We start from the raw sequence: 26,919 nt of genomic DNA, 5'->3' as shown, positions 1-26,919 counted from the left end.
ATAGATGGGGCCCCTTCTCACACCTACGTGTTAAGAAGGGGCCCCTCCTTACACCTCGGTCAGTCCTTGACCTGGTAGGTGGGGCGGATCACCGCGCGGGCCAGGGTGTGGAACGCGAGGTTGAAGCCGACGAAGGCCGGGCTCGCCTCCTTGCCCACGTCCAGACGCTCCACGTCGACCGCGTGCACCGCGAAGACGTACCGGTGCGGACGGTCCCCCGGCGGCGGCGCGGCACCGCCGTAGCCGGTGTCACCGTAGTCGTTGCGGATGCTGAACACGCCACCGAGGTCGGCCTCCCGCACCGCGGCCGGCAGCTCGGTGACCGAGGCGGGCACGTTCACCAGCACCCAGTGCCAGAACCCGCTGCCGGTCGGCGCGTCCGGGTCGAAGCAGGTGACCACGAAGCTCTTCGTCTCCGCCGGGAAGCCCGACCAGGACAGGTGCGGCGAGACGTTCCCACCACCGGCGCTGCCGTGCGCGTACCGCGCGTCCATCGGCTCGCCGTTGTGCACGTCGTCGCTGGTCAGGTCGAACGACGGCACGGTCGGCAGCAGCTCGTACGGGTCCGGGGCGATCGGTCGTTCCAGGGTCATCGAAACGGGTCCTTCCGGGTGCGCGAAATGTTCTGCGCCCCTTCTTACCCCGCTACGGGCGATTACGGCGGCGGAGGGTGTGGGATTCGAACCCACGAAGACATCGCTGCCTTACCGGTTTTCAAGACCAGCGCCATCGGCCACTAGGCGAACCCTCCCGGCGCGCTCCCCGAGGGGTACGCGACCGCGCCTAGTCTGCCACGAACGGCGCATCGGGTAAGACTGAGCCATGCGCGCTGTCACGATCACGGAACCCGGCGGACCCGAGGCACTCGTCTGGGCGGAGGTCCCCGACCCCGAACCCGGCCCCGGTGAGGTGGTCGTCGAGGTGCGGGCCAGCGCCGTCAACCGGGCCGACCTGCTGCAACGGCAGGGGCACTACCCGCCGCCGCCGGGCGCGTCCGCGTACCCCGGGTTGGAGTGCTCGGGGACGGTCCGCGCGCTCGGTCCCGACGTGACCGGCTGGTCGGTGGGCCAGGAGGTCTGCGCGTTGCTGACCGGCGGCGGGTACGCCGAGCAGGTCGCCGTGCCGGCCGGGCAGTTGCTGCCGGTGCCGGACGGGGTGGACCTGGTCGACGCCGCCGCGCTGCCGGAGGTGGCCTGCACGGTGTGGTCGAACGTGGTGGACCTGGCCGGGCTGGCCGAGGGGGACACGTTGCTGGTGCACGGTGGCGGCAGCGGCATCGGCACGTTCGCGATCCAGCTCGGGGTGGCGCTGGGCGCGACGGTGGTGGCGACCGCGCGGGCGGCCAAGCACGAGCGGCTGCGCGAGCTGGGCGCCGCGCACACCGTCGACTACCGGGAGCAGGACTTCGTCGAGGAGGTCCGCCGGGTCACCGACGGGCGCGGCGCGGACGTGATCCTGGACATCATGGGCGCTTCCTACCTGCCCCGGAACGTGGCGGCGCTGGCGACCGGCGGCCGGCTCGTGGTGATCGGCATGCAGGGCGGGCGCAAGGGCGAACTCGACCTCGGGATGCTGCTGGCGAAGCGGGCCTCGGTGCACGCCACCGCGCTGCGCTCCCGCCCGCTCACCGAGAAGGCGGCGATCGTCCGGGGCGTACGCGAGCAGGTGTGGCCGCTGGTGGCGGCCGGCCGGGTCCGGCCGGTGGTGCACGCCCGGGTGGGCTTGGCGGACGCCGCCGACGCGCACCGGCTGGTGGAGACGAGCGACCACCTGGGCAAGGTGCTGCTGGTGCGGTGACGCTCAGCCCGGGTCGGCGCGCGGGAGCACCAGGCGCGCGCCGGGGCCCTCGGCGGCCAGCGAGTCGCCGGGGTTGTAGAGCGTGCAGCGCTGCAACGACAGGCAGCCGCAGCCGATGCAGCCGTCCAGGTCGTCACGGAGCTTGCCGAGCAGTCGGATCCGCTCGTCCAGCCGCGCCCGCCAGCCCCGGGAGAGCGCCGCCCAGTCCTCCGGGGTGGGTGTGCGGCCGGCGGGCAGCGAGTCCAACGCCTCCCGGATCTCGTCCAGCGAGACGCCGACCTGCTGGGAGATCCGGACGAAGGCCACCCGACGCAGCTCGGTGCGGGCGTAGCGGCGCTGGTTGCCGCCGGTGCGGGCGGCGTGGATCAGGCCGAGCCGCTCGTAGTAGCGCAGCGCGGAGGGTGCCACGCCGCTGCGCTCGGCGAGCTGGCCGATGGTGAGCGTTGCCTCGTGCATCACAGGACCTTGAGGTGAAGTTCGGTTGAGGTTCGAGGCTATCGGCATGACGACGACCACCGCCACCGAGCTGGCCGCGCTGCTGGAGCGGGTCCGCGCCGGCCGCGATTTCGGCGCGAACGTGTACTCGACGCTGGACGTGCTCCAGGTGCTCTACGACCGGGTGCTCCGGATCACCCCGGCGACCGTGGCCGACCCCGACCGGGACCGGTTCCTGCTCTCCAAGGGGCACGCGGTCGCCGGCTACTACGCGCTGCTCGCCGCGCGGGGCTTCGTGCCGGTCGAGTGGCTGGACGACCAGGGCGGGCCGGCCAGCCGGCTCGGCGACCACCCGGATCGGACGCTGGTGCCGGGTGTGGAGATCGGTTCCGGGTCGCTCGGCCACGGGCTCGGGCTGGGCGTGGGCACCGCGCTCGGCATGCGGGCCCAGGGCCGCACCCTCCCCCGGGTGTACGTGCTGCTCGGCGACGCCGAACTGGACGAGGGCGCCAACCACGAGGCGATCGCGTACGCCGGCGCGACCGGCCTGGCCAACCTGACCGCGATCGTGGTGGACAACCGCTCCGCCACGCACGGCTGGCCGGGTGGCGCCGCCAGCCGGTTCACCGTCAACGGGTGGACCGCCGCCACCGTGGACGGCCACGACCACGACGCCCTGCACGCCGCCCTGACCGGGCACGACCACCACCGGCCGCACGTCGTCGTCGCGGCCGTCACCGACGGGGAGTGACCATGACCATGCGGGACGCGTTCGTGACCGGCGCCGAGGAGGTGCTGGCGGACCCGAGGAGCGTGCTCGTGCTGGCGGACATCTCTGCCGCCGCGTTCGCCCCGGCCGCCGTCCGCTACCCGGACCGGGTGGTAAACGTCGGGATCCGGGAGCAGCTCATGATCGGGGTGGCCGGCGGGCTGGCGTTGACCGGGCAGCGGCCGATCGTGCACAGCTACGCCCCGTTCCTCGTCGAGCGGGCGTACGAGCAGATCAAGCTGGACCTCGACCACCAGGGGGTCGGGGCGGTGCTGGTCAGCATCGGCACCTCGTACGACCGGGCGGCGGCCGGTCGGACCCACCTCGCGCCGGCTGACGTGAGCCTGATGGACACGCTCGACGGGTGGACCGTGCACGTGCCGGGCCACCCGGACGAGGTGCGACCGCTGCTGCGGGACGTGGTGTGCGGGACCGGCCCGGCGTACCTGCGGCTCTCCACCCGGGGCAACGCGTCCGCGTACCCGGAGGCGGGTGACCTACGGGTGGTCCGGGACGCCGGGCCGGGCGCGCCGCTGCTGGTGGCGGTCGGGCCGGTGCTGGACGCGGCGCTGCACGCGGTGGCGGACCGGCCGGTCACGGTGGCGTTCACCCACCGGCCCCGGCCGTTCGACACGGCCGGGCTGCGGGCGCTGGCCGGCGGCGAGGTGATCCTGGTCGAGCCGTACCTGGCCGGCACGTCCACCCGGGTGGTGTCCGACGCGCTGGCCGACCGGCCGCACCGGCTGCTCGCCCTCGGCGTCAGCCGGGCGGAGCTGCGCCGCTACGGCGGGCCGGCGGACCACGACCGATGGCACGGGCTGGACGCGGCCGGGCTGCGCCGTTCCGTCGACGCATTCCTCGACGCGTGACGCGAAGGAACCCCGCACCGCCGGGGTGCGGGGTTCCGGTTCGTCGGGTCAGCGCGTGGCGGGACCGACCGGGCGGCGGCGGGCGCGCTCGCGGGCCAGGATCCAGATCGCCTCGACGCCGTCCTTCCAGGTGATCTTCTTGCCCTCTTCGCGGCCCCGGGCGCGGTAGCTGATCGGCACCTCGTAGGGGCGGATGCGCTGGCGGAGCAGCTTGCCGGTGACCTCGGCCTCCATGCCGAAGCCCCGGGAGCGCACCTGGAGCGAGCGGTAGAGCGCCAGCGGCATCAGCTTGAAGCAGGTCTCCAGGTCGCCGATGTACGAGTTGTAGAGCACGTTGGCCGCCAGCGTGACGCCCTTGTTGCCCATCACGTACCAGAAGCTGTAGGAGCTGTGGCTGCCGAACGTGCGATTGCCGTAGACCACCGTGGCGTGCCCGTCGAGCACCGGCTGCAGCAGGCGCGGGATGTCCTGCGGGTCGTACTCCAGGTCGGCGTCGAGGATGACCATGTATTCACCCTCGGCGTTGTCGACGGCGGTCTTGATGGCCGCGCCCTTGCCGGCGTTGCGTGGGTGGGTGATCACCCGCAGCCGGGCGTCGTCCACCCGGCCGAGCACCTCACCGGTGCCGTCCCGGCTGCCGTCGTCCACGACGACCAGCTCGATCTCGCACGGGTAGTCCACCGCCAACGCCTGCTTGAGGGCGTCCGCGATGCGTTCTTCCTCGTTGTAGACCGGCATGAGGATCGAAAGCTTCACGGGTTCTCCATGGAGGTGACGGCAGGTCGGGGCATAGCGTAGCCTGGCAGATTCCTGAGGTCACGACAGCCCGCCCACCTTACTCCTGGCGGAGCGGCACCACGACCAGCCGGGCGACCCCCTTGTCCCCCTCCTTGGCGCCGGCCACGCCGACCGTCGTACCGACCTTGATCTCGTTCGCCTGGATCGTCGCGCGGCGCTCGACCACCCGCAGCTTCTCGCCGAACGTCCAGGTCATGGTGAAGCCGTCGGCGGACTTCACGGTCATCGACTTCGCGTCGACCGCGGTCACCTCACCGCGCTGGACGGCTACCGTCTTCGTCCCGTTCTCCTTGGTCTGCACCACGACCTCGCCGTGCAGCCGGTTCTTGCGCAGCAGCACCCGGGCCCGGTGCCGCTTGCGCCAGTCCTGCGCCCGGTCCCCCTTGCGGTCCGGTCCGGCCTGCTCGTCCGGCGAGCCGGAGCCGCCCTGCGCCGCCGGCGTGCCGGAGGCCGACGGGGCGGGCGCCGCGACCGGATCGACGTCCAGGTCGGCCGGGTCGACGCCGAGCGCGGCCAGGGCCTGCCCGTCGGTGCCCATGGCGGCGGCCACCTCGACCGCGGTCTCCCGGGCCGCGTCGGCGCCGGTCCGCGCCGCGCCGCACCCGGCCAGGCCGAGCGCCGCGGCGGTGAGCAGCGCGGTGGCTCCGGTGACGATTCGCTGACGTGCCATCGGTGTTCCTCTCGTCGGTGGTGACGTCAGCGTTCCGCACCGGCGCGAGCGGACCGTCAGGCCGATGTTCGAGCCAGGTAAGGATCTCCGGGCAGCCGGACCGTGAACGCCGCGCCGCCCTCCGGCGCGTGCCCGGCGGCGATGTCGCCGCCCAGCCGGCGCACCAGCCCGGCGGCGAGCGCCAGCCCCAGCCCGCTGCCCACCTTGCGCACCCCCCGGTAGCGCTGGTGCAACGCGCCCCGCTCGAACGCCACCGCCAGGTCGTCGTCGGTGAAGCCGGGCCCGCCGTCGCGGACCTCCAGGACCCCGCCGGCCGCCGGGTCCGCGCCGGCGGGCCGGACCGCGAGCACCACCGGCGCCCCCGGGGGTACGACCCGTAGCGCGTTCTCCAACAGCCCGTCCACCACCTGCCGGATCCGGCCCGGATCGGTGTACGCCGGCACCGGCCCGCCCGGCGTCTCCACCCGGAACGGCACCCCGACCGCCGTGCACCGGTCCGACCAGGTGCGCTCCACGTCGGCGGCGAGCCGGGTCAGGTCCACCCGCACCGGTTCCAGCGGGAAGTCGGCCGCCTCCAGCCGGGCCAGCGCCAACAGGTCGCTGACCAGCCGGTCCAGATGCTCGGCCTCGGCCAGCACGGTACGCCCGGTCGCCGGCACCGCGTCCGCGTCGAGCACGCCGTCGGCCAGCGCCTCGGCGTAGCCCCGGATGGCGGTGAGCGGCGTCCGCAACTCGTGCGAGACGGAGAGCAGGAACTCACGCTGCCGGCCCTCGCTGGTGGCCAGCGCGGCGGCCAGCCCGTTGAGCGCGTACGCCAGGTCGGCCACCTCGTCGGGCGGCTCGACCGGCACCCGGACCGCCCGGTCCCCGGCGCGGAGCCGGGCGGCGGCGGTGGCCGCGACGCGGATCGGTCGGGCCAGCCGGCGGGCCAGCAGCAGCCCGGCGACCGCCCCGGCGGCGAGCCCGGCGAGCAGCGGCAGCCAGAGCCCGCGCAGCACCTGCCGCCAGGGGCCGGCGGTGGCGGCGCGGGTGAGCACCACCCCGTCGCCGCCGGGCAGCGCCCGTGCCTCGACGAGCCGGCGTTCCCCGTCGACGAGCCGCCGGCCGGAGACGTTGCCGCCGGCGGCCACCCGGGCGACCAGCGGCGCGGGCAGGCCACTCCGGTCGGCCCGGCCGTCGCGGACCAGGTACACGTCGATCTGCTGCTGGCGGAGCTGCCGGATGAGCCGGTCCCCGGCGCCGTCGCGCTGGCGTACCGCGCGGACGCGCAGCACGTCGGCGGCGAGCCGGGCCTGGGCGGCCAGCGCGTCCTGGTCCCGGCGTTCCGCGCCGCGTACCGCCAACGGCACCGCCACCAGCGCGGTGACCAGCACCGACACCAGCGCCACCGCACAGGTGACGAGCACCGCGCGGGCGGTGAGCGTGTGGCCCGGCCAACGGCGGGCGGGCGGTTCTGCGGGCCGGGTCCGGATCACCGGCAGCGCCACGGTGGGCTGGTCAGGCATCGGCCGCGTACCCGACGCCGCGGTGGGTGCGGATCACGCTGGCCGGGCCGAGCTTCGCCCGGACCTGCGCCACGTGCACGTCCACGGTCCGGGTGCCGGCGTGCGCCGCGTACCCCCAGACGCCGGCCAGCAGCTCCTCCCGGGTGAACACCCGGCCGGGACGGGCCATCAGGTGGGCGAGCAGGTCGAACTCGGTGGAGGTGAGCTGCACCGGCGCCCCGCCGACGGTCACCGCCCGGCGGGCCGGGTCGAGCGTGACCGGGCCGAGCACGCGCGGCTGTTCGGCGGTGGCCGGCGTGCCGGCGCTGCGGCGCAGCACCGCGCGGACCCGGGCGACCAGCTCCCGGGGGCTGAACGGCTTGGTGACGTAATCGTCCGCGCCCAACTCCAGGCCGACCACGCGGTCCACCTCGTCGTCGCGGGCGGTGAGGAAGATGACCGGCGTCCAGTCACCGGCCGCGCGCAGCCGCCGGCAGATCTCGGTGCCGGCCAGGCCGGGCAGCGCGATGTCGAGCACGCAGGCCACCGGGCGCAGCCGCCGCGCGGCGGCCAACCCGGCCGTGCCGTCCCGTTCCAGGTGTACGCCGAAGCCGTCCCGGGTCAGGTAGAGCCGGACCAGGTCGGCGATGGACGGCTCGTCCTCCACCACGAGGACGAGCCCGCGCTGCGCGGTGTCGGCGGTCACCGGCCCATGATGACCGACCGGTGACCGCCGGGAAGGTCCGGGAGATGTTCGGGTTCGGTAAGGAGAACGTCAGCGCGCCGACGCCGGGCGGAACACGGCGGGCCGGGGGCCGGACGGCGCGTCACCGATGGTCGCGACCAGCCGTTCCGCCGGGGTCCGCAGCCGGGTGCGGAAGGCGTGGTGGAGCAGCGCGTCGAGCTGCCACACCTGCTTCGGGTGGTGGGTGCGGATGAGGAAGCGTTCGCGGACGCCGTCGATGGCGGTGGCCGCCAGCTCCAGGCTGTGCGCCCGCGGGTCCGGGCTCCAGGTGACGTTGCTCAGCTCCCGCAGCTCGGTGTTGAGGTGCAGGCGCAGCCGGTGCAGCAACCGGGTCTGCCGGGTCACCACCAGCCGGCGATGGGTGAGGAGCATCAGGTATTCGCCGCCGACCGGGTGGTTCGGACGGCTGCACCGGGTGACCAGGATGGTGGCGTCACCGGAGCCGACGCAGCGCCGGAACACCGGCATGTGGCGGGTGGCGGTCTGGGTGGCCAGGCCGGTCTCGGCCGCCGCCGGGAGGAACGTTCGGGAGAACACGTCCATGTCGGGTGCAACGAGCGGTTGACCCGTAGTGACATGGGTCACCCTGGATTTCTGGAACTTCCACCCGCTCTCAGAGCAGTTCGACGATGGTGGCGTTGGCCATGCCGCCGCCCTCGCACATGGTCTGCAGGCCGTAGCGGATGCCGTTGTCCCGCATGTGCTGGAGCATCGTCGTCATGATCCGCGCGCCGGACCCGCCGAGCGGGTGACCCAGCGCGATCGCGCCGCCCCGGGGGTTGAGGCGCTCCGGGTCCGCCTCGGTCTCGGCCAGCCAGGCCAGCGGCACCGGGGCGAACGCCTCGTTCACCTCGTACACCCCGATCTCCTCGATGCCCAGCCCCGCGCGGCGCAGCGCCTTCGCGGTGGCCGGGATGGGGGCGGTGAGCATGGCGACCGGATCGTCGGCGGCCACCACCGCGGTGTGCACCCGGGCCAGCGGGCGCAGGCCGTGCCGGCTGGCCCATTCGGCGGTGGTCACCGCCAGCGCGGCGGCGCCGTCGGAGATCTGCGACGCGGAGCCGGCGGTGACCACCCCGTCGGCGCGAAACGGGGTCTTCAGTTCGCCGAGCTTGGCCAGCGTGGTGTCCCGGCGGATGCCCTCGTCGGCGGTGAACTTGCCGCCGTCGGCGAGCACCACCGGGGCCAGCTCCGGCTCGAACGCGCCGGCGTCCTGCGCGGCCGCCGCCTTCTCGTGGCTGGCCAGCGCGAACTCGTCGAGCTGGGTGCGCGAGAAGCGCCACCGCTCGGCGATCAGCTCGGCGCCGACGCCCTGGTTGAACGGCAGCGGCGAATCCTCGGCGACGCCCTCGGCGCCGCGGTAGCGGGCCAGGATCGCCGGGCTGAACGGCATCCCGCCGGCCACGCTGGAGCCCATCGGCACCCGGGTCATCGACTCGACGCCACCGGCGACGACCAGGTCGGCCTGGCCGGAGAGCACGGTGGCGGCGGCGAAGTGCAGCGCCTGCTGGCTCGACCCGCACTGCCGGTCGAGCGTGGTGCCGGGCACGGACTCGGGCCAGCCGGCCGCCAGCACGGCGTTGCGGGCCACGTTCCAGGACTGCTCGCCCACCTGCGACACGCAGCCCCACACCACGTCGTCGACCTGACCCGGGTCGATGCCGGTGCGCTCGGCCAGGGCGCGCAGCACGTGTGCCGAGAGGTCGACCGGGTGCACACCGGCGAGGCTGCCCTTGCGCCGCCCGACCGGGGTCCGCACCGCGCCGACGATGACCGCGTCACTCATGTCTACTCCCCGGTAACCTCGCTTGACCCAATACTACGTGCTGACCTGACCGTCGTCCCTCCTCGACTTTCCGGGCGTGCCGGACGGCCCCGGCCGCTGGCATGCTGGGCGGATGGATCCACAGCCGCCACCGGTCCGGCAGTGGCGCGTGCCCCGGGCGCTGCCGGTGGTCAAGGCGCTCGGCGCGCTCGCCCTGATCGCCCTGGGCCTGGCGCTCGCCGACGGCGACCCGGTCCGCCCGGCGCTCGCCGGCTCGCTCGCCGCCGCGCTGCTCGCGTGGGCGCTGCGCGACCTCGTCGCGCCGGTCCGGCTCGCCGTCGACCCCGAGGGCCTCACCGTGATCCGCGGGTACGCCGGCCGACGCCGGCTGCCGTGGGCCGCGGTGGAGGCGATCCGGCTGGACCGACGCAGCCGACGCGGGGTCACCGCCGAGACGCTGGAGATCGACGCCGGGGAGTCGCTGCACCTGTTCGGCCGCCGCGACCTGGACGCGCCGCTGGAAGAGGTGGCCGCCACGCTCACCGCCGCCCGCGCCGCCGCCCGCTGACGAGGCCCCGCGCCGGTTCGCGCGGGAGCGGGCCGGATCAGCCGGTCAGCGCGGCGGTGCGGACGAGGGCCAGGCCGATCAGGGCCACCAGCACGATCGCGCAACCCGCCGTCTGGAACACGGTCCGGCGCATCCGCGGCGCGTACGCCAGGACCAGCGCCGTCACGGCACCGACCACCAGGCCGCCGAGGTGCCCGGCCACCGAGATGCTCGGCACGGTGAACGTGAAGATCAGGTTGATCACCAGGATCGGCACGATCGCCGAGGTGTCCCGACCCAGCCGGCGCATGATCACGAAGATCGCGGCGAACAGGCCGAAGATGGCGGTCGACGCGCCAGCCGTGAACCGGTTCGGCTCGGTGAAGACGTAGGCGGCCACGTTGCCGCCGAGCCCGGCGAGCAGATAGAGCGCCAGGAAGCGCAGCGGCCCGAGCACCGCCTCCAGCGTCCGGCCGAGCACCCAGAGCGCCCACATGTTGAGCAGCAGGTGCAGCACGCCGTAGTGCAGGAACATGGCGGTGACCAGCCGGTACCACTCGCCGTCGGCCACCCCGCCGATGGTCCCGTCCGGGAAGGCGGCCAGCCCCAGCACCGCGCCCCACTCGGTCAGCGGCGTCCCGCCGCCCATCAGGCCGCCGAGACCGCCGCCGGCGATCGCGTTCCCGCTCCGGGCCGACACGACGGAGATCACCATGGCCAGCACGTTCAGCGCGATGAGGGCCTTCGTCACGTAGCCCTGGCGGCCGGCGGCACCGCCTCCGAAGGCGGTACGCGCCGGCCGCACGCTGCGGCGTCCCTCGGCGACGCACTCCGGGCACTGGTGGCCGACGGAGGCGTCGCGCATGCACTCGGGACAGATCGGCCGGTCGCAGCGGGTGCACCGGAGGTACGTCTCCCGATCGGGATGCCGGTAGCAGACCGGAGTGGTCGGCACCGGCCCCTCGGTGGCGTCGCCTGCCTGCCCGGAGCGCTCAGTCATGCGAGCAAAGGTACCCGCGCGACGGTCAGGACTGCTGCCGCTCGATCTCGACCCGCTCGATCACCACGTCCTGGATCGGCCGGTCGCTCGGCCCGGTCGGGGTGTTCGCGATCGAGTCGACGACCTTCACCGACTGCTCGTCGGCGACCTGGCCGAAGATGGTGTGCCGGTTGTTCAGGTGCGGCGTCGGCCCCACCGTGATGAAGAACTGCGAGCCGTTCGTGCCCGGCCCCGCGTTCGCCATCGCCAGCAGGTACGGCCGGTCGAAGCGCAGCTCCGGGTGGAACTCGTCGTCGAACTTGTAACCCGGGCCACCGCGCCCGGTGCCGGTCGGGTCGCCCATCTGGATCATGAAACCGCTGATCACCCGGTGCGAGATGGTGCCGTCGTAGTACGGCCCGCTGCCCGGCTGACCGGTACGCGGGTCGATGTACTCCCGGTTGCCCTCGGCCAGCTCCACGAAGTTGCGGACGGTCTTCGGCGCGTGGTTCGGGAAGAGCTCCAGCCGGATCGGGCCGGCGTTGGTGTGCAAGGTGGCGTAGACAGCCTCGGCCACGGGTACTCCTCACTCGTTGGTCAGTTCCTTGCGGATCCTCCCATGTGCCCGATCTGGCCATGCGGAGGCATCCGAAGGTGGAGGATGACGAAGGAACAACTCCCAGGAGGTGGGACCGTGTTTGGAATCGGGCGGCGAAAGACCCAGGGCCAGCTCGCCAAGGCCGAGCTGAACCAGGGCATCGGTCACCTGAGGCAGGCCGCCTCGCACGCGGCGAAGGGTGCCGGGGCCACGGTCGGCCCGCGGGTCCAGGCAGCCCGGGTCGCCGTCGCGCCGACCGCGGTCATGGTCCGGGACCGGGCGTCCAGCGGCGTCGCGTCGAGCGCCGCCGCGCTCGCCCCGGTGCTCCTGGCCGTGCGCAGCGCCCGGACCGAGGCGGCGGGCAAGGCGCGCACCGGTCGTCGGGCCGTGGCGGCGAAGCAGTCCGCGATGACGAAGAAGGCGAAGAGCATGAAGCCTGGAAAGAAGAAGCAGCGCAGGTCGCGGGGCATGACCGCCGGCCTGCTGGTGGCCGGCACCGTCGCCGGCCTGGCCGGGGCGATGGCCATGCGCCGTCGCCGCGAGCAGCAGGAGTGGGCCGAGTACGACCCGACCGGCACGCTCGGCCCGACCGGTCAGGACACGTTGGAGCCGATGCGGGAGGACGTGGACACGATCGTGGTGGAGACCCCGGACGCCAGCGCGAAGGTGACCCAGGCCGGCCCGGCCGGCGCCGGCAGCTCGGCGGTGGCCGACGGCAGCAGCGCCTCGACCACCACGCCCGGCCCCGACCCGGTGATCCACCCGACCAGCCAGGTTCCCTCCGTCGCCGAGGGCGCCCGGGACGTCTCCGGCCGGCCGGCCGACGACATCACCAAGGCCGTCCAGAACGGCCGGAGCGCGGCCAGGGCCAGCGGTCGCCGCTGAGCGCGGTTCGAGCTGTCGGAACAGCGCCGGCGCGCGGGCACGTCCCGCGTGGCCGGCGCTTTCGCATGCCCGGCCTACCGTGCCGGGTGGGTGTCGCCGGTCACAACCAGCCGTTGCGGCGGAACCAGCGGTAGAGGACGAACGACAGCGTCAGGTTGACCGCCCACACGCCCGGATAGCCGTACGTCCAGGTCAGCTCGGGCATGTTCTGGAAGTTCATGCCGTAGATGCCGGCGATCGCGGTCCACACCGCACCGATGGCGGCCCAGGCGGCGATCTTGCGCATGTCGTTGTTCTGGTCGACGGTGACCTGGGCCAGCCGGGCCTGGAGGATCGAGTTGAGCAGGTCGTCGTACGAGTTCACCTGCTCGACGGTTCGGCTGAGGTGGTCCTGCACGTCGCGGAAGTAGCGCCGCACCTCCTGCGGCACCGCGCGGTTGACCTGGGAGGTGAGCGTCATCAGCGGGCGCTGCAACGGCACCACCGCCCGCTTGAACTCGACCAGTTCCCGCTTCATCTGGTAGATCCGCTGGATCCGGCCGCTGCTCTGCCGGTCGAAGACGTCCGCCTCCAGCACGTCGAGGTCGTCCTCCAGCCGGTCGGCGACCTCCAGGTAGAGGTCGACCACCCGGTCGGTGATCGCGTAGGCGACCGCCCACGGCCCCTGCCGCAGCAGGTCGCGCTTCGCCTCCAGGTCGGCGCGGACCGGCGACAGCCGGCAGGCGTCCCCGTGCCGCACGCTGATCACGAAGTTCGGCCCGATGAAGAGCATCACCTGGCCGGTCTCCACCACCTCGGAGTTCTCGGTCAGCTCGGTGTGCTCGCAGTAGCGGGCGGTCCGCAGCACCAGAAAGACGATCTCGCCGAAGTGCTCCAGCTTCGGGCGCTGCTCGGCCTTGACCGCGTCCTCCACGGCCAGCTCGTGCAGGCCGAACGTGGCGGCGATCTCGGTCATCTCGGCCAGGTCGGGCTCGTGCAGGCCGAGCCAGACGAAGCCGTCCCGCTCGCGGCGGGCGGCGGCCAGGGCCTCCGCGTACTGCGGGCGGCCGGGTCGGCGCTCGCCGTCGACGTAGAGCCCGCAGTCGACGATGCCGCTGCGCCCGGGACGGGTCGGCTGGGGCGCTCGCGGGGAGCCGTCGGCGTTGAGGATGCGGGACATGGCGCGTACCGGCGCCGCCCAGGCACGTGGCCGGGGCGGCCGGTCGCCGTACTGGCCGTCGGTGCGGTCGCGTGCCACCCGGTCCGTCATCTCTCGCCCCCTCTCCACGAAGCTGCGGCTTGCAGGTTACGCCGCTCGTAGGCGGGGGCGGGCGGCCCGCGGTGCGGTGCCGGGCGGGCCGGCCGCGTCAGGGGGGTGAGGGGCGACACGGCCCACCCGGCACCCTTGGGGGCGGGAGTGATGCTGGCGGCGTCGCGATCCGGGGCCGATCGCCGAACGTGAGCGACGCTCGCAGCATTGTGGGCCGAAGGCCGGCCCGGCGGGAGAGCCGAACCGGCCAGTGGGGCCGCTCTGTCAGAAACCCGACAGAAATTCAGGCGCGAACGGCGGCCATCGCCTCGGCGAGCCGCCGCACGCCCTCGTCGATCCGGTCCGCCGTCACCGCCGAGTACGCCAACCGCAGCGCGTGCCGGCCGCCGTCGACCATGAAGTCGCTGCCCTTGACCACCGCGACGCCGCGCTCGGCCGCGGCCGGCGCCAGCCGGTCGACCTCAACGTCCTCCGGCAACTCGATCCAGAGGAAGTAGCCGCCGTCGGGCTCGACGAACCGGGCCTCCGGGATGTGCCGGCGCAGCGACTCGGCCAGCGCCCCGGCCCGCTCGCCCAGCGCCGTCCGGACCGTGTGGATCGACCGCTCGATCGAGCCGGAGACGCAGAACTGGTGCACGATCGCCTGGGCCACCATGCCCGGCGAGATGTAGAGGTTCGTGGCCCGCTTGGCGATCGCCGCGATCAGCTCCGCGGGGCCGACCAGGTAACCGACCCGCACGCCGGGGCAGACCGTCTTGGTGAAGCTGGAGGCGTGCACCACCACGCCCCGGGTGTCCATCGACAGCATCGAGGGCAGCGGCTCGCCCCGGAACCGGATGTCCGCGTACGGGTCGTCCTCGAAGATGGTGAACTCGTACTCGGCGGCCAGGTCGAGCAGCTCACGACGCTTGTCCAGGGAGAGCGTGACACCGGCCGGGTTCTGGTAGTTCGGGATCACGTGGGCCAGTCGCGGCCGGACCCCGGACTCCAGCAGCTTGCGCAGCTCGGCGGTGTCCAGGCCGTCCGGCTGGATGGTCACGCCGTGCACCTCGCCGCCCATCTGCTGGAGGTTGAGCAGCGTGCGGTCGTACGTCGGGCGCTCGACGACCACCGCGTCGCCCCGGCGGACCAGGTGGTCGAAGAGGAACGCGTCGGCCTGCAACGAGCCGTTCGTGACCAGCACCTGGTCGGCCTCGACGCCGTGCTTCTCGGCGATCCACTTCCGCAGGGGCGGGTAGCCGACGGAGGTCCCGTACGCGGTGACTCCGGCAGGGTCGGCGTCGAAGGCGCGGACGGCGGCGGCCTTGAGCCCCTCGACATCGACGATGTCCAACGAGGGAGCCCCACGGGCGAACGAGATCAGCTGCTCGGCGGTCATGCGCAGAGCCTAGGGCCTGCCCGGCCGGGTCCGAACGGCATACACGCGAAGTTCAACATGCGGGCGGTCACCGGCGGCGACCAGCGTCGACAGGAAACCGAGGCCAGCTCGGGACTGTCTACGATCCGACCGGACGCTGGCGCCGGTGACACCGGTCGCCGAAGGATGACGGGTCGCGGCAGACCCGCGAGACAGGGGATGGGCTCGTGACCGAGGACGAGACGGGACGACTCGACGACCAGCAGTTCGCGCAGTGGCTGGCCACCGAGGCCGGGGCGGCGCTCACCGCGCTGCGGGACCGGCAGGGCTTCGCCGACCCGAAGGCGCTCAAGGACGCCGGCGACCGGGCGTCGCACGAGCTGATGACGGCGGCGCTGGCGCGTTGGCGTCCGGCGGACGCGGTGCTCTCCGAGGAGGAGGCCGACGCGCGCCGCGCCTGGGCGGACGGGGAGCGGGCGCCCCGGCACGAGGCGGACCGGGTCTGGATCATCGACCCGCTGGACGGGACCCGCGAGTTCTCCGAGGCCGGCCGGGACGACTGGGCGGTGCACGTGGCGCTCTGGCAGCGTTCCGCCGCGCCGGACGGCGCGCTGATCGCCGGCGCGGTCGGCATGCCGGCGCGGACCACGGTGGACGGTGCGCCGGTCGTGCTCGGCACCACCTGCCCGACGCCGAAGGCGACCGACGGGCCGATCCGGATCGCGGTGAGCCGCAGCCGCCCGCCCGCGTTCGTGGGCGAGCTGGTGGAGCTGCTGGACGCCCGGGCCGTCCCGATGGGCTCGGCCGGGGTCAAGGTGTGCGCGGTGGTGACCGGCGAGGTCGACGCGTACGTCCACGCGGGCGGCCAGTACGAGTGGGACAGCGCCGCGCCGGTGGCGGTGGCACTGGGCGCGGGCATGCACGCGTCCCGGATCGACGGCTCGCCGCTGCGCTACAACCGGGCCGACCCGCGCCTGCCCGATCTGCTGGTCTGCCGCCCCGAGTTGGCCGACCGGCTGCTCGCCGCGATCGCCCGGACCGGGGTCGAGATGCCCGCTTCGGCCGTCACCGGTGACCAGGGTGAGGCGTTCGGCTGAGAGTGACGGTACGTACGGCCAGGGTGAATCGGGGTTATCGTCGGGTGCGAATGCGCGTCCGACCTGAGTCCGAGACCACGGGCCGCCGACAGCCAGGGAGGGCCATGCCGGCCGACCGAGACCCGCACGATGCCTTCGAGGAGCCGACCGGCCTGTGGCCGGGGCAGGACATTTCTCGCCAATCGGGCAGCCCCGCGCTGCCCTGGCCGGAGACTCCGACCTCGCCACCGGAGCCGGTCCACGCACATGCCCACGGCGATCTGCCCTGGCCTGAGCGGGAGCTGCCCGGCCCCGGTCACGCGGACCGGTCCTGGGTGGACGCCGCACCGGCCTGGTCGGGGCACGAGCCGGCCGGCCGGGTCGGCGTCGAGCACGCCGCGCCCGGCCCCGACCGGGCGCCCACCGCCTGGGCCGACGGCACGACCACCGCGTCCGCCCACTGGGGCGACGCAACGACGGCCACCGCCCGCTGGGGCGACGCGCCCACCGCGCCGGCGGACTGGGCCGAGGAAACGACCGCGTCCGCGAGCTGGGGCGGGACCCCGCCCGTCGGCTGGGGCGGGGAGGCATCCGCCGGGTGGGGCGCGGCGACGACCGCGACCGCCACGCTGACCGGGCCGCCGCCCGGAGGCGTACCCACCGGGCCGGACGCCCGGCCGGGCGCGGGCGGTCCCGGCCAGCCGCCGCACCCACCGGTCGCCTCGGACCCGCCGCCCGGCGGGCCCCGGCGGCGCTGGCGCGCGGTGCTGGCGACGGCCGTCGCGCTGGCCCTGACCGGCGGTGGCGTCGCGGTGGCCGCGCTGCGACCGGACGCGACCAACCCGCAGGCCAGCGAGGTGCCGAAGAGCGCCGGCCCGGCCCCGTCGGCCGGTCTGGGCGCGCCGGCCACGCCCGGCGCCGCCCCGAGCGCGGACCAGGGCCTCGGCGGCAAGCCCGGCGCGAAACCGTCGGCCTCCGCCGCCCCGGGCGCCAAGGGCTTCGCCGGTACGCAGCAGACGCTGCCCGGCGCGTCGATCGGCGTGCAGAACGGGGAGAGCTTCGGCCAGGCGCTGAGCCGTTCCGATCGGACGTTCGGCAAGCTCCAGATGGCCCGGATCTTCTTCCCCGGCCTGCCGCCGGCCTGGTCGGGCAGTCGTGCCGACGTGGTCGACCGCACCGTGGTGGTGTCCTTCAAGGCGTCACCCCAGGAGATCAACTCCGGCCGGCACGACTCCCGCCTGCGCTCCTGGTTCGCCTCGATCCCGCGCGACCACAACGTGTACTGGTCCTACTTCCACGAGCCGGAGGACGACGTCGAGCGCGGCGCGTTCAGCACCGACGCGTACCGGACGGCGTGGAAGCGGGTCGCCGGCCTGGCCGACCAGGCGGGCAACCCCCGGCTGATCAACACGCTGATCCTGATGTGCTGGACGCTCGACCCGAAGTCCGGGCGCAGCTTCGACGCGTTCTACCCGGGCGGCAACGTGATCGAGGCGCTCGGCTGGGACTGCTACAACTGGGGCAAGAAGTGGAAGCGGTACGCCTCGCCGCAGGAGATCTACGGCCCGATGATCAGCAAGTCGAAGGCGCTGGGCAAGCCGTGGGGCGTCGCGGAGACCGGCAGCGACCTGGTGCCCGGTGACGCCGGCGCCGGCCGCGCCGAATGGATCCGGTCCATGAGCGGCTTCCTCAACGGCCAGCGGCCGGAGTTCGTGGCCTACTACAACCAGACCGTCAGCCAGGGTGACTTCCGGCTGCTCGACCAGCCGAGCATCCAGGCGTGGAAGGCGTTCTGCGTGGCCTGACGCGGCCGACGGACCACGAAACGGGCGGGCGACCGAGGTCGCCCGCCCGTTTCGTCGCGTTCGGCTCAGATGCCCCGGCCGCGCTTGTGCAGCGTGCGCAGCACCCGGTCGGCCTGCACCGCCCGGCTCGCCACCGCCAGCGCCAGGTAGGCGCGCGGCTCCTTCGGGTTACGGGCCAGCGTGCGCCGGGCCCACCGGACCGCGTCCCGCCGGTTGCCCATCGCCGCCTGCGCGAACGCGATCTGCCCGGCCACCCGGGCCTCGCCGTGCGGCACGGTGGCGAACTCGGGATAGCGGCGCAGCAGCCACTGCAACGCGGTCGAGATGGTCTCCCAACGCTGCGCGAAGTAGGACCGCTTGTGCCAGCGCACCAGCACGTACGGGCTCTCCACGTTGACCAGCGGCGCGTACCGGGCGGCCCGGAGCAGGAACTCGTAGTCCTCCGCGTAGCTGCCCGGGATCTGCTCGTCGACCAGCCCGATCGCGTCGAGCAGCGCGGCCCGGCGGATCAGGAACGTGGACGGGTGCAGCTCGGTGAGCCGGTCCCGGAGCAACGCCTCCAGCGAGATCCGCGCCCGGTCCAGCGAGCGGTCCACCGTCCGGTCGTCGTAGCTGACCCGGATGCCGCAGCTCACCAGCGCGCCGTCCGGGTGCGCGTCGAGCGCCCCGAACTGGGCGGCCAGCTTGCCGGGCAGCCACTCGTCGTCGTCGTCGCAGAACGCCACCCAGTCGCCGGTGGCCGCCTCGATGCCGGTGTTGCGCGCCCCGGCCAGCCCCGCGGTGCGGGTGTTCGTGATGACCCGGACCCGCCGGTCACCGCGGTCGGACTCCAGCGACCGGTCCGGCTCGGACTGGTCGTAGACCACGATCGCCTCGATCAGGCCGGGGTGCGCCTGGCTGAGGATGGCGTCGAGCGCCGCCCGCAGCAGCTCCGGACGGTCCCGCGTCGGTACGACGACCGAGATGCTCGGCCCACTCATGTTCTCTCCACGGATTCGTCGGATCCCCGCTGGCCCAGGTAGCCGTAGCGGACTCGGAGCGGCAGCGTGGCCAGGCTGACCACGGCCCGGCTGCGGCGTGGCAGGCGGTCCCGCCACGCCTCGTCCCGGCGTACCGTCAGTGGGCCGCCGCTGAACCGCAGCGGGTTGCCCGCGACGCTGTGTGCGCGGAACGGCGCGGCTGGCGCGGCTGCCGGGTCCGGCGCGTCGCCGGCCAGGATGCGCAGCGCCGCCGGGTCGTCCGGCAGGCCGCTGAAGTCCCGCACCCGGCGTACGGTGCCGGCCGGGTCGGCAGTGAAGTCCTCGTAGCGCAGCCGGAGCACCTTCGCCCGCTGCGCGAGCAGGTGGAACGCGGCGTTCTGCGCGGTCCAGAGCTTGCTCACCTCGAACGGCGAGAAGGTCGGCATGAAGTCCTCGCCGTCCACCACCTCGGGCCGGCGCACCTGCTTGCCCCAGGAGTACGCGACCGCCCGGCTGTCCCGGACCAGGTGCAGCACCCGCAGGTCGAGCCCGTCGGCCCAGCTCAGCGCAAAGGCGAGCGAGGCGTGTTTGCTGGAGTCGACCACCACCCGCGCCCCGGTCACCGCGAGCGCGGCGCGGTAGATCCGGGTGTAGAGGTCGGCGTAGCGGCGGACGTCGGCGAGTTGCTCCGGCGGGAGCGAGGTCTTCGCCAACCGGGGGATGTGCCGGGTCCGGTCCACGCGATCCTTGAGCGCCAGCACGTCGTCCCGGTCGATCGCGGACCAGCCGCCGAACGCCTGCTCGCCGACCTGCTGCCAGAACGGGCAGGCGGTGAACCGCTCCCCGCAGCCGCACCGCTCGTCCGCGCCGAGCGCCCGCTCCCAGAGGTGCACCACCTCACCGACCGCGCACACGTCGGGACTCTGCGCCAGCAACAGCTCCAGCAGCGTGGAGCCGCTGCGGCCGAGACCACCGACGAAGAGCACCCGCGGCTGCCCCGGCTCCGGGGCGCTCATCCGCGCCGCCCGCCGGCCCGCTGGCGGACCCGTCTGGCCACCAGGTCGTCGATCACGGCGCCGACCCGGGCGACCGCCTCGGCGCGCGGGTCCGGCCGGCCGGGGTCGGCGGCCAGCACGAACCGGCCCGGGTCGGTCAGCCCTTCGTCCAGCGCGGCGAGCAGCTCGGCCTCGGTCTCGCAGAGCCGGACCATGCCGGCCGCGCCGAGCCGCCGGGAGAACAGCTGCTGGTGGTTGTCGACGTGCTCGTCGTGGGCCGGGTCGCGGGGCACCACGATCGGCAGGTGGCCGGTGCGGCGGGCCTCGGTGATGGTGGCCGGCCCGCCGTGGCTGACCACGAGCGTGGCCTCGGCCATCGCGCGCTGCAGCTCCTCGTGGCCGAGGAACGGGGTGGCCTCGGGCAGGGCCGGCGGGCGGCTGTGGCCGTACTGGAGGACCAGCCGGATGCCGGGGCGGGCGGCGTGCCAGCGCTCCAGCCAGCCGACGAGGCGGTCGAAGCGGTGCACGTCGGTGCCGACCACGACCAGCACGTAGGGCCCGGACCGTCGGTCCCGCTGCTGCGGAATGAGCCCCATCAGAGGAGGTTCCCCACGACGGTCGCCTCCGGGTACATCCGGCGCTGCTCCTCCCACTGCACGAGCATCGCGGAGAGGAACGGCCGGCAGAGCCGGGCGGTCAGCGTCGCGCTGTCGATGCGGTCGTAGACCTCGATGTAGACCGTGGGGATCCGGCGCAGCCGGGCCGCCACCACGAACGGCAGGGCGACGCCGGCGCCGGTGGTGACCACCGCGTCCACCCGGCGTCGGCGGATCACCTTCAGCGCGAGGAACGCGTTGCGGACCAGGTTCTTGACGTTACGGGTGGTGGGGTGGTGCGCCCAGACCACGTCCTCGCCGTCGAGCAGCGAGCGGGCGTCCGGTGTGTCGAAGGTGACCCATGCCCGGTCGCGTTCCCGGTACCACGGTTCGAGAGCCAGGAGCTGGGCCAGATGCCCGCCACTGGAGCCGACCAGCAGGACCTGCCCCGAGCCCTCGGTTGACCCGCTCACCACAACGTTTCCTCCCGTAACCGTGCGACCGCGCCCGGATTTACGTGAATGACCCTCGGACGCGCCCTGACAACCTACTGGCGCGGCCTGGGCAACTGAAGGGGCCGTTGGACGGATCCCGGCCGGCCGGTCGGGTCACCTCGGTATTCCCGTCGCCGGGATCCGGCCGGCGGTGCGACCCGCCAGGTCAGCCGCGTTGAGCCCGGGTCGGTGGGCCGGGACCACGGGCCCCCGGGGGGATGTGTCAGGATTCCGTCACCGCTCCGTACGCGAGCCGGCGGCGACGCCGACTCCCGGGGGCAGGTCGGGCCCGATGCCGGGAAACCCGCTGAATGGCCAGCACAGATCGGCCATCTCTCCGCGGGCTGCCCACACCTGGGCAGGCTTACCGGAACGTGAGCAGACTTTCCCTCAACGTTCGGATCGGGGACACTCGAAGTCACGGTCAGTTCCAGCTGTGCCGTGGACTGCCCGGCTCGGTCGAAAGGGAGCGACAGACTCTGATGCCCTCACCCCATTTGGCCGAGAACGACTCCGACGGTCTTGCCCTGATGGCGTACCTGGGCTGGTTGCGCCGCCGCTGGTGGATCCTGCTGCTCGCCGCGGTCCTCGGCCTGGCCGGCGGCCTGGCGATCAACCAACTCCAGGACGCGCGCTACACCTCGACCACCTCGCTGCTGGTACGCCCGCTCGGCTCCGGCGCGGAGAGCAACCCGAACGCCAAGGTCAACCTCGACACCGAGGCGCAGGTGGTCCGGTCGCTCGTGGTGGCGGAGCGGGCAAAGGGCCTGATGAAGGTCACCACCGGCGGTGACGAGCTGGTCAAGTCCGTGACCGTCAGCGTCCCGCCGAACAGCCAGATCCTCCAGGTGGCCTACGAGGCGGGCACCCCCGCGCAGGCGCAGTCGGGCTCGCACGCCTTCGCGCAGGCCTACCTCGACCTGCGCAAGGCCACCGCGCAGAAGGCGCTGGAGAACGAGACCAACGCGCTCAAGCAGCAGATCGCCGACCTGAACAAGCAGCTCAGCGCCGTCGCCGGGCGGATCGCGGCGGCCCCGGCCAACTCCCCCGAGCGGGAGCGCGCCGAGGCCGACCGCAGCGTGCTGACCAACCAGCTCAACGGGTTGAACAACCGGCTCAGCCCGCTGGTCTCGGCCGACTCCGACCCCGGTGAGATCATCTCCGACGCCCGGCTGCCCGAGCGGCCCAGCTCGCCGAACCGCACGCTGAACCTGGCCAGCGGCATGGGCGCGGGGCTGCTGCTCGGCATCGTGCTGGCGCTGGTGCTGGACCGGCTCGACACCCGGATCCGGCGCGGGCGCGACATCTCCGACCGGGTCGGCCTACCGCTGCTGCTGGAGCTGAACACCCGCCCGCCGTCGCTCTCCGTCCTGCCCGCCACCCACCGGATCTCCCGCGAGCTGGGCCGGCTGCGCAATGTGCTGCTCTCCGCCGTCCCCGAGTCGGCCCAGGCCGGCCGCGGTCGTCAGCTCCTGCTCTGCGACGGCTCGGCCGGCACCGCCGCCGGGTTCGTCGCCGCCAACCTGGCCGCCGCGTACGCCCGCACCGGCGCGCAGGTCGCGCTGGTCACCACCAAGGCGGACTCGGCGCTGAGCGGCATCACCGGCGTCGCCGAGGGACGGCACAGCCTCGCCTCGGTGCTCCGCCGCGACGTGCCGGTGCTCAAGGCGCTCGCGCCGGTGCCGGGCCTCGGCCAGCTCCGGGTGCTCGTCCCCGGCGAGCTGGACGCGGAGGTGGAGCTGCCGGTCGCCGGTCTGCTGGAGATCCTGCACGAGCTGACCGCACGCTTCGACCACGTGCTGATCGAGACCGGGCAGCCGACCCAGGCCGTGGAGGCCCAGGCGCTGGGCCGCTACGTCGACGCGGTGATCGTGGTGGCCGAGTCCGGCAAGACCCGCAGCGGTGAGATCACCGCCGCCCTCCAGCAGTTCGAGCAGGTCAACGCGCCGGTCATCGGTGCGGTGCTGGCACCGCGCCTGCCCGCGCCGACCGGCGGCGCGATCCGACCCGTCGCAGCGGCCGGCTCGACCACCCCGACCACCTCGGCGACGCCTGCCAACCGGCCCAAGCCGCGACCGAGCCCCGGCCCGTCCGCCGAGTCGACAATGGTGCTGCCGCGCATGCAGTCGTCCCGTTCCGGCCCGGCCGTCGGGTCGCCGAAGCCGGCCGCCCCGGGCAAGGGCGCCGCGCCGGTGAAGCCGCCGGTCGGCCCGGGCAAGCCGCAGGCCGGTCCCGGCAAGCCGATGCCGGTCAACGGCACCGGTGGCACCTACCGTTCCCGGGGCGACGGCGGTGACGGCCGCAGCTACGCCATCGACTCCGGCGAGGACCTGGGGTGAACCGCCGGCAGATGCTCCGCGCCGCCCTCGCTCCGGCCGTCGTCCTCGGCGTCGGCACGGGGTGCAGCGAGCCCCAGCCCAAGCCGGGCAGCGTCGACGTGGCCGACCCGGGCAGCGTCGCCGCGACGCCACCGTCCGCCAGTCCGACGTCGAGCCTGCCCACCGGCCCGCTGACCGGGGCGCCGGTCGGCACCCCGGCGGCAGCCACCCGCCAGGCGGTCGCGGTGCCGATGCGGGTGAGCCCCGCCACCACCCCGGCCGGGCTGGACGCCGCCGATCTGGTCTACGCCGAGTTCGCCGAGTCGGACACGCTGCACCTGACCGCCGTGTTCCACTCCCGGGACGCCAGCAAGATCGGGCCGGTGACCGAGATCCGGCCGGTCGACATCCGCTCGGTCTCGGTGCTGCGCCCGTTCGTGGGGTATGACGGCGGTCCGACCGGTTTCCTCAGCCAGTTCGAGAGCTCCGACCTCGACGGCGTCACCCCGGACGACGACGGCAAGGTCTTCAGCGGCGACTACACCTCGACGGCCGCGCTGCTCAAGGCCGCCCCGAAGGGGGGTCAGCCGCCCACGCCGGCGCTGGACCACGCCACCGACGGCGACGCGCTGGCCGCCCGGGACCTCGTGCCCGCCACCGAACTGTCGATCACCGTCTCCGGCGGCCCGCCGATGGTCTGGCGGTACGACCAGCCCAAGGCCCGCTGGGTGGGCAAGGTCGGCTCCGCGACGGTGACCGCCGCCTCGGTGATCGTGCTGACCATGGAATACCGCACGTTGGAGGTGCGTAAGCCGTCGTTCCGCGCGCTGCCGTCGGCGAACGTCTTCGGCGAGGGCGCGGTGCTCGCGGTGTCCGGTCCGACCAGCGCGAAGGGCCGCTGGCGCAAGCCCGGCCTGGGGATGGTATGCACGCTCGCCGATGTCGGGGGTGACCTGCTGCACCCGCAACCCGGCAACGCCTGGGTGATCTACGCGCCGACCACCGCCAAGGTCACCGTGAAATGAGCACCGTCACCCCACCCCGCCCGGCGCGCGGGTCGGTCCCGGTGGGCGCGGTGGTGCCGCCGCCCGGGGGCAACCGCCTCGCCCCGGTGCGGGCCCGACCGAAGGGCTGGTCCTGGCGGCTGCCGACCGCGTGGCCGCTGATCTCGCTCTTCCTGCTCTGGCCGGTGTGGTGGGCGCTCGGGGTGTCCAGCTTCGTCTTCATCATCTTCGCGGTGCCGATGGTGGTGCAGATGGCCCGGCGCGGTCCGGTCCGGGTGCCGCCCGGCTTCGGCATCTGGCTGATCCTGCTGCTCTGGCTGTTCCTGTCCGTCTCGACGCTCGGGCTGACCGCCCCGAACACGTTGCCGCCCGGCGGTGGCAGCGGCCGCTATCTCGGCTGGGCCATCCGGCTGGCCAACTTCGTCGCGATGACCGTGGCCATGCTCTACGTCTACAACCTCAGCGAGAAGGAGCTGTCCCGGCGCCGGATGATCCGGCTCTTCGGGTTCATGGGCGTGGTGGTGGTCGTCGGCGGCTGGCTCGGCTCGCTCTTCCCCACCATGGGGTTCGTCGCGCCGCTGCGCTTCGTCCTGCCGCACTCGATCGCCACCCACCCCTTCGTCGCCTCGCTGATGGACGTGAAGTTCGCCCAGGTGCAGCAGGTGATCGAGGGGGAGGCCAGCTCACCGCGACCGTCCGCGCCGTTCACGTACACGAACTCGTGGGGTGAGAACACCGCGATCCTGCTGGTCTGGCTGATCGTCGGCTGGGTGGTGCTGGGCAGGCCGCTGCGCCGGACCGCCGGCGTGGCGATCGCGCTCGCCGCGATCTTCCCGATCATCTACTCGCTCAACCGCGGGCTCTGGATCGGTCTCGGCATCGCCGCGGTCTATGTGGCGCTCCGGCTCGCACTGCGCGGCCGGATGGTGGTGCTCGGTGGGCTCGCGCTGGCGGTCGGGCTGATCGGCGTGCTGATCGTCGCCACCCCGCTCGGCCGGACGTTCGACGAACGGTTGCAGAACGGGCACAGCGACGACATCCGCACCACGCTGTCCGAGGGCGCGGTCGCCGCCGCCAACCACTCGCCGATCCTCGGCTACGGCGGCAACCGCGCGCTGGTCGGCAGCAACCGGTCCATCGCGATCGGCAAGTCCGACGACTGCAAGCAGTGCGGCAACCGGGAGCTGGGCAGCAACGGCCAGCTCTGGGCGCTGCTCGTCGGCCAGGGCTGGGTCGGCGCGCTGGCCTACAACGGCTTCTTCCTCTACTGCCTCTGGCGGTACCGGCGCGACCACAGCGCGATCGGGATCGCCGGCACGCTCGTGATCATCCTGATGCTCTTCTTCCAGTTCACCTACGGCGCACTGGAAGCCACCCTCGCCTACGCCCTGATCTCCGTCGCCCTGCTGGCCCGCAACGACCAGCTCCGCCGCGCGCTCGCGCCGGCACCACCCAAGGGCACGATCGCCGGGCTACGGGCCCGACTGGAAGCAGCCGGTGAACGTTGATGGTGCTCCGCGTACCCCCGGACGGCGACGGCCGTTCCGCCTACCTCGGTGAGCTGGCCGACCTGATCTGGCCCGCACCTGCCGAACCCGCGCTGCGCCGGGGCGGCGCCGGCTGGGTGGTGGTGCCCTCGGCCGCCCGCCCCCGGCTGCTGGTGCCCACCGGCTCGGGCCGGGCCGCCGCCGGCGCCGTCCGGCACTCCACCGAGGCGGTCGGCCGCAAGGCCAAGCTGGTCCGGCAGGGGCTGGCCACCGCGTTCCGGCTCGGGCTGGGGCCGGTGGTGTTCCGCGACCGGCTGGTGGTCGCCGGTGGCGGGCTGGACGCCTACCTGACCGAGGTGCTGGGCGAGCCGGCGTTGGTCAGCCTGCACATCGGTCCGGCGCGGGCCAACCGCAAACCGGTGCTGCAACTGCTCGCCCCGGACGGCCGGGCCCTCGGCTACGCCAAACTCGGCGTCGACCCGCTGACCCGGGCCCTGGTCGACGCGGAGGCCGCCGCACTGCGCCGCCTCGCCGGCCTGCCGCTCGGCCCGGTGGTCCTGGCCGGGGTCCGCCATCACGGCGACTGGCACGGGCACGCGCTGCTGGTCCAGGAGGCGCTGCCGGTGCGGCTGCCCCGGGCCGCCCCGGCCGACGCGGCGGCGGCCGAGCGGGCCGCCATGGTGGCGGTGGCCGGCTGTCTCGGCGTACGCCGGGAGTCGTGGGCGGGCAGCGGGCACGCGGCCCGGCTCGGTGCGGCGGTGGACGCGCTCGGTGACCGGCCGGAGGCCGGGCGGCTGCGCGCGGCGCTGACGGCGGTCGCGGACGCCGACCCGGTGGTGGCGTTCGGCGCCTGGCACGGGGACTGGAACGGCGGCAACAGCGCGGTGCTGGCCGACGGCCGGGTGCTGGTCTGGGACTGGGAGCGGTTCGAGGCGGACGTGCCGGCCGGCTACGACGCGCTGCACCTGGCGGTGCAGGGCGCGATGAGCCACGCCGGGGTGGAGCCGATCGAGGCCGCCCGCGCGCTGATCGCCGGCGCGGACCGGACGCTCGCGCCGTTCGAGCAGGTCGGTGGGGGCGCCGACCTCGTCGCCGTGCTCTACCTGGTGGAGCTGGCGGCACGTTATCTGCGGGACCGGCAGGCCGAGGCGGGTGCGCGGCTGGGGCACGTCGACACCTGGCTGCTGCCCGCCGTCGAGGAGCACCTGGCCCGCCGGGCCCGGTGAGAGTGAGGAGTG

The 26,919-nt window shown here is 73.9% G+C and carries 27 protein-coding genes and 1 tRNA gene; 11 read left to right on the top strand and 17 right to left on the bottom strand.

What is annotated here, in order from left to right:
* Nucleotides 1-59 precede the first annotated feature (59 nt).
* Together TPA0908_RS02200 and TPA0908_RS02195 are read right to left on the bottom strand one after the other, a co-directional pair.
* Nucleotides 60-593 (bottom strand): YbhB/YbcL family Raf kinase inhibitor-like protein, encoded by a 534-nt coding sequence (locus tag TPA0908_RS02200; RefSeq protein ID WP_281934158.1) that lies wholly within the window; start codon nt 591-593, stop codon nt 60-62.
* 71 nt (nt 594-664) lie between these two features.
* Nucleotides 665-751: transfer RNA gene (locus tag TPA0908_RS02195), tRNA-Ser, on the bottom strand.
* A gap of 71 nt (nt 752-822) precedes the next feature.
* Here TPA0908_RS02195 and TPA0908_RS02190 point away from each other — a divergent pair.
* Nucleotides 823-1,797 carry an NAD(P)H-quinone oxidoreductase gene (locus TPA0908_RS02190; RefSeq protein WP_281934156.1) on the top strand — a complete coding sequence of 325 codons (975 nt, stop codon included), beginning with the start codon at nt 823-825 and terminating at the stop codon, nt 1,795-1,797.
* Nucleotides 1,798-1,800: 3 nt separating this feature from the next.
* Here the strand turns inward: TPA0908_RS02190 and soxR are convergent, their stop codons facing one another.
* Entirely contained in the window at nt 1,801-2,253 is a 453-nt protein-coding gene (soxR, locus tag TPA0908_RS02185) for a redox-sensitive transcriptional activator SoxR (protein WP_281934154.1), read from the bottom strand.
* Between the two features lie 46 nt (nt 2,254-2,299).
* On the opposite strand from soxR, the gene TPA0908_RS02180 reads away from it, so the two are divergent.
* Both TPA0908_RS02180 and TPA0908_RS02175 read left to right on the top strand, forming a co-directional pair.
* A complete protein-coding gene (locus TPA0908_RS02180) occupies nt 2,300-2,983 on the top strand; it encodes a transketolase (protein ID WP_281934152.1) in 684 nt (227 codons plus the stop codon).
* A gap of 8 nt (nt 2,984-2,991) precedes the next feature.
* Nucleotides 2,992-3,870: a transketolase family protein gene (locus TPA0908_RS02175; RefSeq protein ID WP_281934643.1), complete on the top strand. Its 879-nt coding sequence runs from the start codon at nt 2,992-2,994 to the stop codon at nt 3,868-3,870.
* Nucleotides 3,871-3,918: 48 nt separating this feature from the next.
* On the opposite strand, the gene TPA0908_RS02170 is transcribed toward TPA0908_RS02175, so the two are convergent.
* From TPA0908_RS02170 to TPA0908_RS02145, 6 genes are all read right to left on the bottom strand, one after another.
* Nucleotides 3,919-4,626, bottom strand: coding sequence for a glycosyltransferase family 2 protein (locus TPA0908_RS02170; protein ID WP_281934151.1), 708 nt, complete (start codon nt 4,624-4,626; stop codon nt 3,919-3,921).
* A 79-nt stretch (nt 4,627-4,705) separates the two neighbouring features.
* On the bottom strand, nt 4,706-5,338 hold the full coding sequence (locus tag TPA0908_RS02165; RefSeq protein ID WP_281934150.1) for a hypothetical protein: 633 nt from the start codon (nt 5,336-5,338) through the stop codon (nt 4,706-4,708).
* Nucleotides 5,339-5,394: 56 nt separating this feature from the next.
* Nucleotides 5,395-6,843: a sensor histidine kinase gene (locus TPA0908_RS02160; RefSeq protein WP_281934149.1), complete on the bottom strand. Its 1,449-nt coding sequence runs from the start codon at nt 6,841-6,843 to the stop codon at nt 5,395-5,397.
* A complete protein-coding gene (locus tag TPA0908_RS02155) occupies nt 6,836-7,528 on the bottom strand; it encodes a response regulator transcription factor (RefSeq protein WP_107156506.1) in 693 nt (230 codons plus the stop codon). The genes TPA0908_RS02160 and TPA0908_RS02155 overlap by 8 nt, the downstream gene beginning before the upstream one ends.
* Before the next feature lie 69 nt (nt 7,529-7,597).
* The gene (locus TPA0908_RS02150; RefSeq protein WP_281934147.1) at nt 7,598-8,110 is read right to left on the bottom strand and encodes a hypothetical protein; all 513 of its coding nucleotides are present in this window, start codon (nt 8,108-8,110) and stop codon (nt 7,598-7,600) included.
* Between the two features lie 70 nt (nt 8,111-8,180).
* Nucleotides 8,181-9,353 (bottom strand): thiolase family protein, encoded by a 1,173-nt coding sequence (locus TPA0908_RS02145; RefSeq protein ID WP_281934145.1) that lies wholly within the window; start codon nt 9,351-9,353, stop codon nt 8,181-8,183.
* A 112-nt stretch (nt 9,354-9,465) separates the two neighbouring features.
* On the opposite strand from TPA0908_RS02145, the gene TPA0908_RS02140 reads away from it, so the two are divergent.
* Complete coding sequence (locus TPA0908_RS02140; protein WP_281934143.1) at nt 9,466-9,900, top strand: PH domain-containing protein; 435 nt, start codon at nt 9,466-9,468, stop codon at nt 9,898-9,900.
* Between the two features lie 37 nt (nt 9,901-9,937).
* Here TPA0908_RS02140 and TPA0908_RS02135 read toward each other — a convergent pair whose 3' ends face one another.
* Together TPA0908_RS02135 and TPA0908_RS02130 are read right to left on the bottom strand one after the other, a co-directional pair.
* Nucleotides 9,938-10,879: a rhomboid family intramembrane serine protease gene (locus tag TPA0908_RS02135; protein WP_281934142.1), complete on the bottom strand. Its 942-nt coding sequence runs from the start codon at nt 10,877-10,879 to the stop codon at nt 9,938-9,940.
* 25 nt (nt 10,880-10,904) lie between these two features.
* Nucleotides 10,905-11,435 carry a peptidylprolyl isomerase gene (locus TPA0908_RS02130; RefSeq protein WP_107156502.1) on the bottom strand — a complete coding sequence of 177 codons (531 nt, stop codon included), beginning with the start codon at nt 11,433-11,435 and terminating at the stop codon, nt 10,905-10,907.
* An 84-nt stretch (nt 11,436-11,519) separates the two neighbouring features.
* Between TPA0908_RS02130 and TPA0908_RS02125 the strand changes: the two genes are divergently transcribed.
* Entirely contained in the window at nt 11,520-12,341 is an 822-nt protein-coding gene (locus TPA0908_RS02125; RefSeq protein ID WP_281934140.1) for a hypothetical protein, read from the top strand.
* A 100-nt stretch (nt 12,342-12,441) separates the two neighbouring features.
* Here TPA0908_RS02125 and corA read toward each other — a convergent pair whose 3' ends face one another.
* On the bottom strand, nt 12,442-13,590 hold the full coding sequence (gene corA, locus TPA0908_RS02120) for a magnesium/cobalt transporter CorA (protein ID WP_281934138.1): 1,149 nt from the start codon (nt 13,588-13,590) through the stop codon (nt 12,442-12,444).
* A gap of 283 nt (nt 13,591-13,873) precedes the next feature.
* Complete coding sequence (locus TPA0908_RS02115; RefSeq protein WP_107156499.1) at nt 13,874-14,968, bottom strand: aminotransferase-like domain-containing protein; 1,095 nt, start codon at nt 14,966-14,968, stop codon at nt 13,874-13,876.
* A gap of 206 nt (nt 14,969-15,174) precedes the next feature.
* Here TPA0908_RS02115 and TPA0908_RS02110 point away from each other — a divergent pair, with 206 nt between their 5' ends.
* Both TPA0908_RS02110 and TPA0908_RS02105 read left to right on the top strand, forming a co-directional pair.
* Nucleotides 15,175-16,044 (top strand): 3'(2'),5'-bisphosphate nucleotidase CysQ, encoded by an 870-nt coding sequence (locus tag TPA0908_RS02110; protein WP_281934136.1) that lies wholly within the window; start codon nt 15,175-15,177, stop codon nt 16,042-16,044.
* A 104-nt stretch (nt 16,045-16,148) separates the two neighbouring features.
* Complete coding sequence (locus TPA0908_RS02105; RefSeq protein ID WP_281934134.1) at nt 16,149-17,828, top strand: hypothetical protein; 1,680 nt, start codon at nt 16,149-16,151, stop codon at nt 17,826-17,828.
* Nucleotides 17,829-17,893: 65 nt separating this feature from the next.
* Here the strand turns inward: TPA0908_RS02105 and TPA0908_RS02100 are convergent, their stop codons facing one another.
* Genes TPA0908_RS02100 through TPA0908_RS02085 form a run of 4 tightly spaced genes read right to left on the bottom strand, consistent with a single transcriptional unit; the run spans nt 17,894 to nt 20,854 of the window.
* Entirely contained in the window at nt 17,894-18,808 is a 915-nt protein-coding gene (locus tag TPA0908_RS02100) for a glycosyltransferase family 2 protein (RefSeq protein WP_107156496.1), read from the bottom strand.
* Complete coding sequence (locus TPA0908_RS02095; RefSeq protein ID WP_281934131.1) at nt 18,805-19,803, bottom strand: sulfotransferase family protein; 999 nt, start codon at nt 19,801-19,803, stop codon at nt 18,805-18,807. The genes TPA0908_RS02100 and TPA0908_RS02095 overlap by 4 nt, the downstream gene beginning before the upstream one ends.
* Nucleotides 19,800-20,378, bottom strand: coding sequence for a glycosyltransferase (locus tag TPA0908_RS02090; protein WP_281934129.1), 579 nt, complete (start codon nt 20,376-20,378; stop codon nt 19,800-19,802). Before TPA0908_RS02090 ends, TPA0908_RS02095 begins: the two co-directional genes overlap by 4 nt.
* The gene (locus TPA0908_RS02085) at nt 20,378-20,854 is read right to left on the bottom strand and encodes a glycosyltransferase family 28 protein (protein WP_281934126.1); all 477 of its coding nucleotides are present in this window, start codon (nt 20,852-20,854) and stop codon (nt 20,378-20,380) included. Before TPA0908_RS02085 ends, TPA0908_RS02090 begins: the two co-directional genes overlap by 1 nt.
* A gap of 500 nt (nt 20,855-21,354) precedes the next feature.
* Here TPA0908_RS02085 and TPA0908_RS02080 point away from each other — a divergent pair, with 500 nt between their 5' ends.
* The 4 genes from TPA0908_RS02080 to TPA0908_RS02065 are packed head-to-tail and all read left to right on the top strand — an operon-like array spanning nt 21,355 to nt 26,907.
* Nucleotides 21,355-23,211 (top strand): Wzz/FepE/Etk N-terminal domain-containing protein, encoded by a 1,857-nt coding sequence (locus tag TPA0908_RS02080; RefSeq protein ID WP_281934124.1) that lies wholly within the window; start codon nt 21,355-21,357, stop codon nt 23,209-23,211.
* Nucleotides 23,208-24,215, top strand: coding sequence for a DUF3048 domain-containing protein (locus tag TPA0908_RS02075; RefSeq protein WP_281934122.1), 1,008 nt, complete (start codon nt 23,208-23,210; stop codon nt 24,213-24,215). The genes TPA0908_RS02080 and TPA0908_RS02075 overlap by 4 nt, the downstream gene beginning before the upstream one ends.
* Nucleotides 24,212-25,702 (top strand): O-antigen ligase family protein, encoded by a 1,491-nt coding sequence (locus TPA0908_RS02070; RefSeq protein ID WP_281934120.1) that lies wholly within the window; start codon nt 24,212-24,214, stop codon nt 25,700-25,702. Before TPA0908_RS02075 ends, TPA0908_RS02070 begins: the two co-directional genes overlap by 4 nt.
* Nucleotides 25,702-26,907 carry a hypothetical protein gene (locus tag TPA0908_RS02065; protein WP_281934118.1) on the top strand — a complete coding sequence of 402 codons (1,206 nt, stop codon included), beginning with the start codon at nt 25,702-25,704 and terminating at the stop codon, nt 26,905-26,907. Before TPA0908_RS02070 ends, TPA0908_RS02065 begins: the two co-directional genes overlap by 1 nt.
* Nucleotides 26,908-26,919: the final 12 nt, after the last annotated feature.

The organism is Micromonospora sp. AKA38 (assembly GCF_027925725.1).
Classification (GTDB): Bacteria; Actinomycetota; Actinomycetes; order Mycobacteriales; family Micromonosporaceae; genus Micromonospora.
The sequence above is the reverse complement of the archived record's forward strand: the minus strand, read 5'-3'. Positions and strand labels throughout refer to the sequence as shown.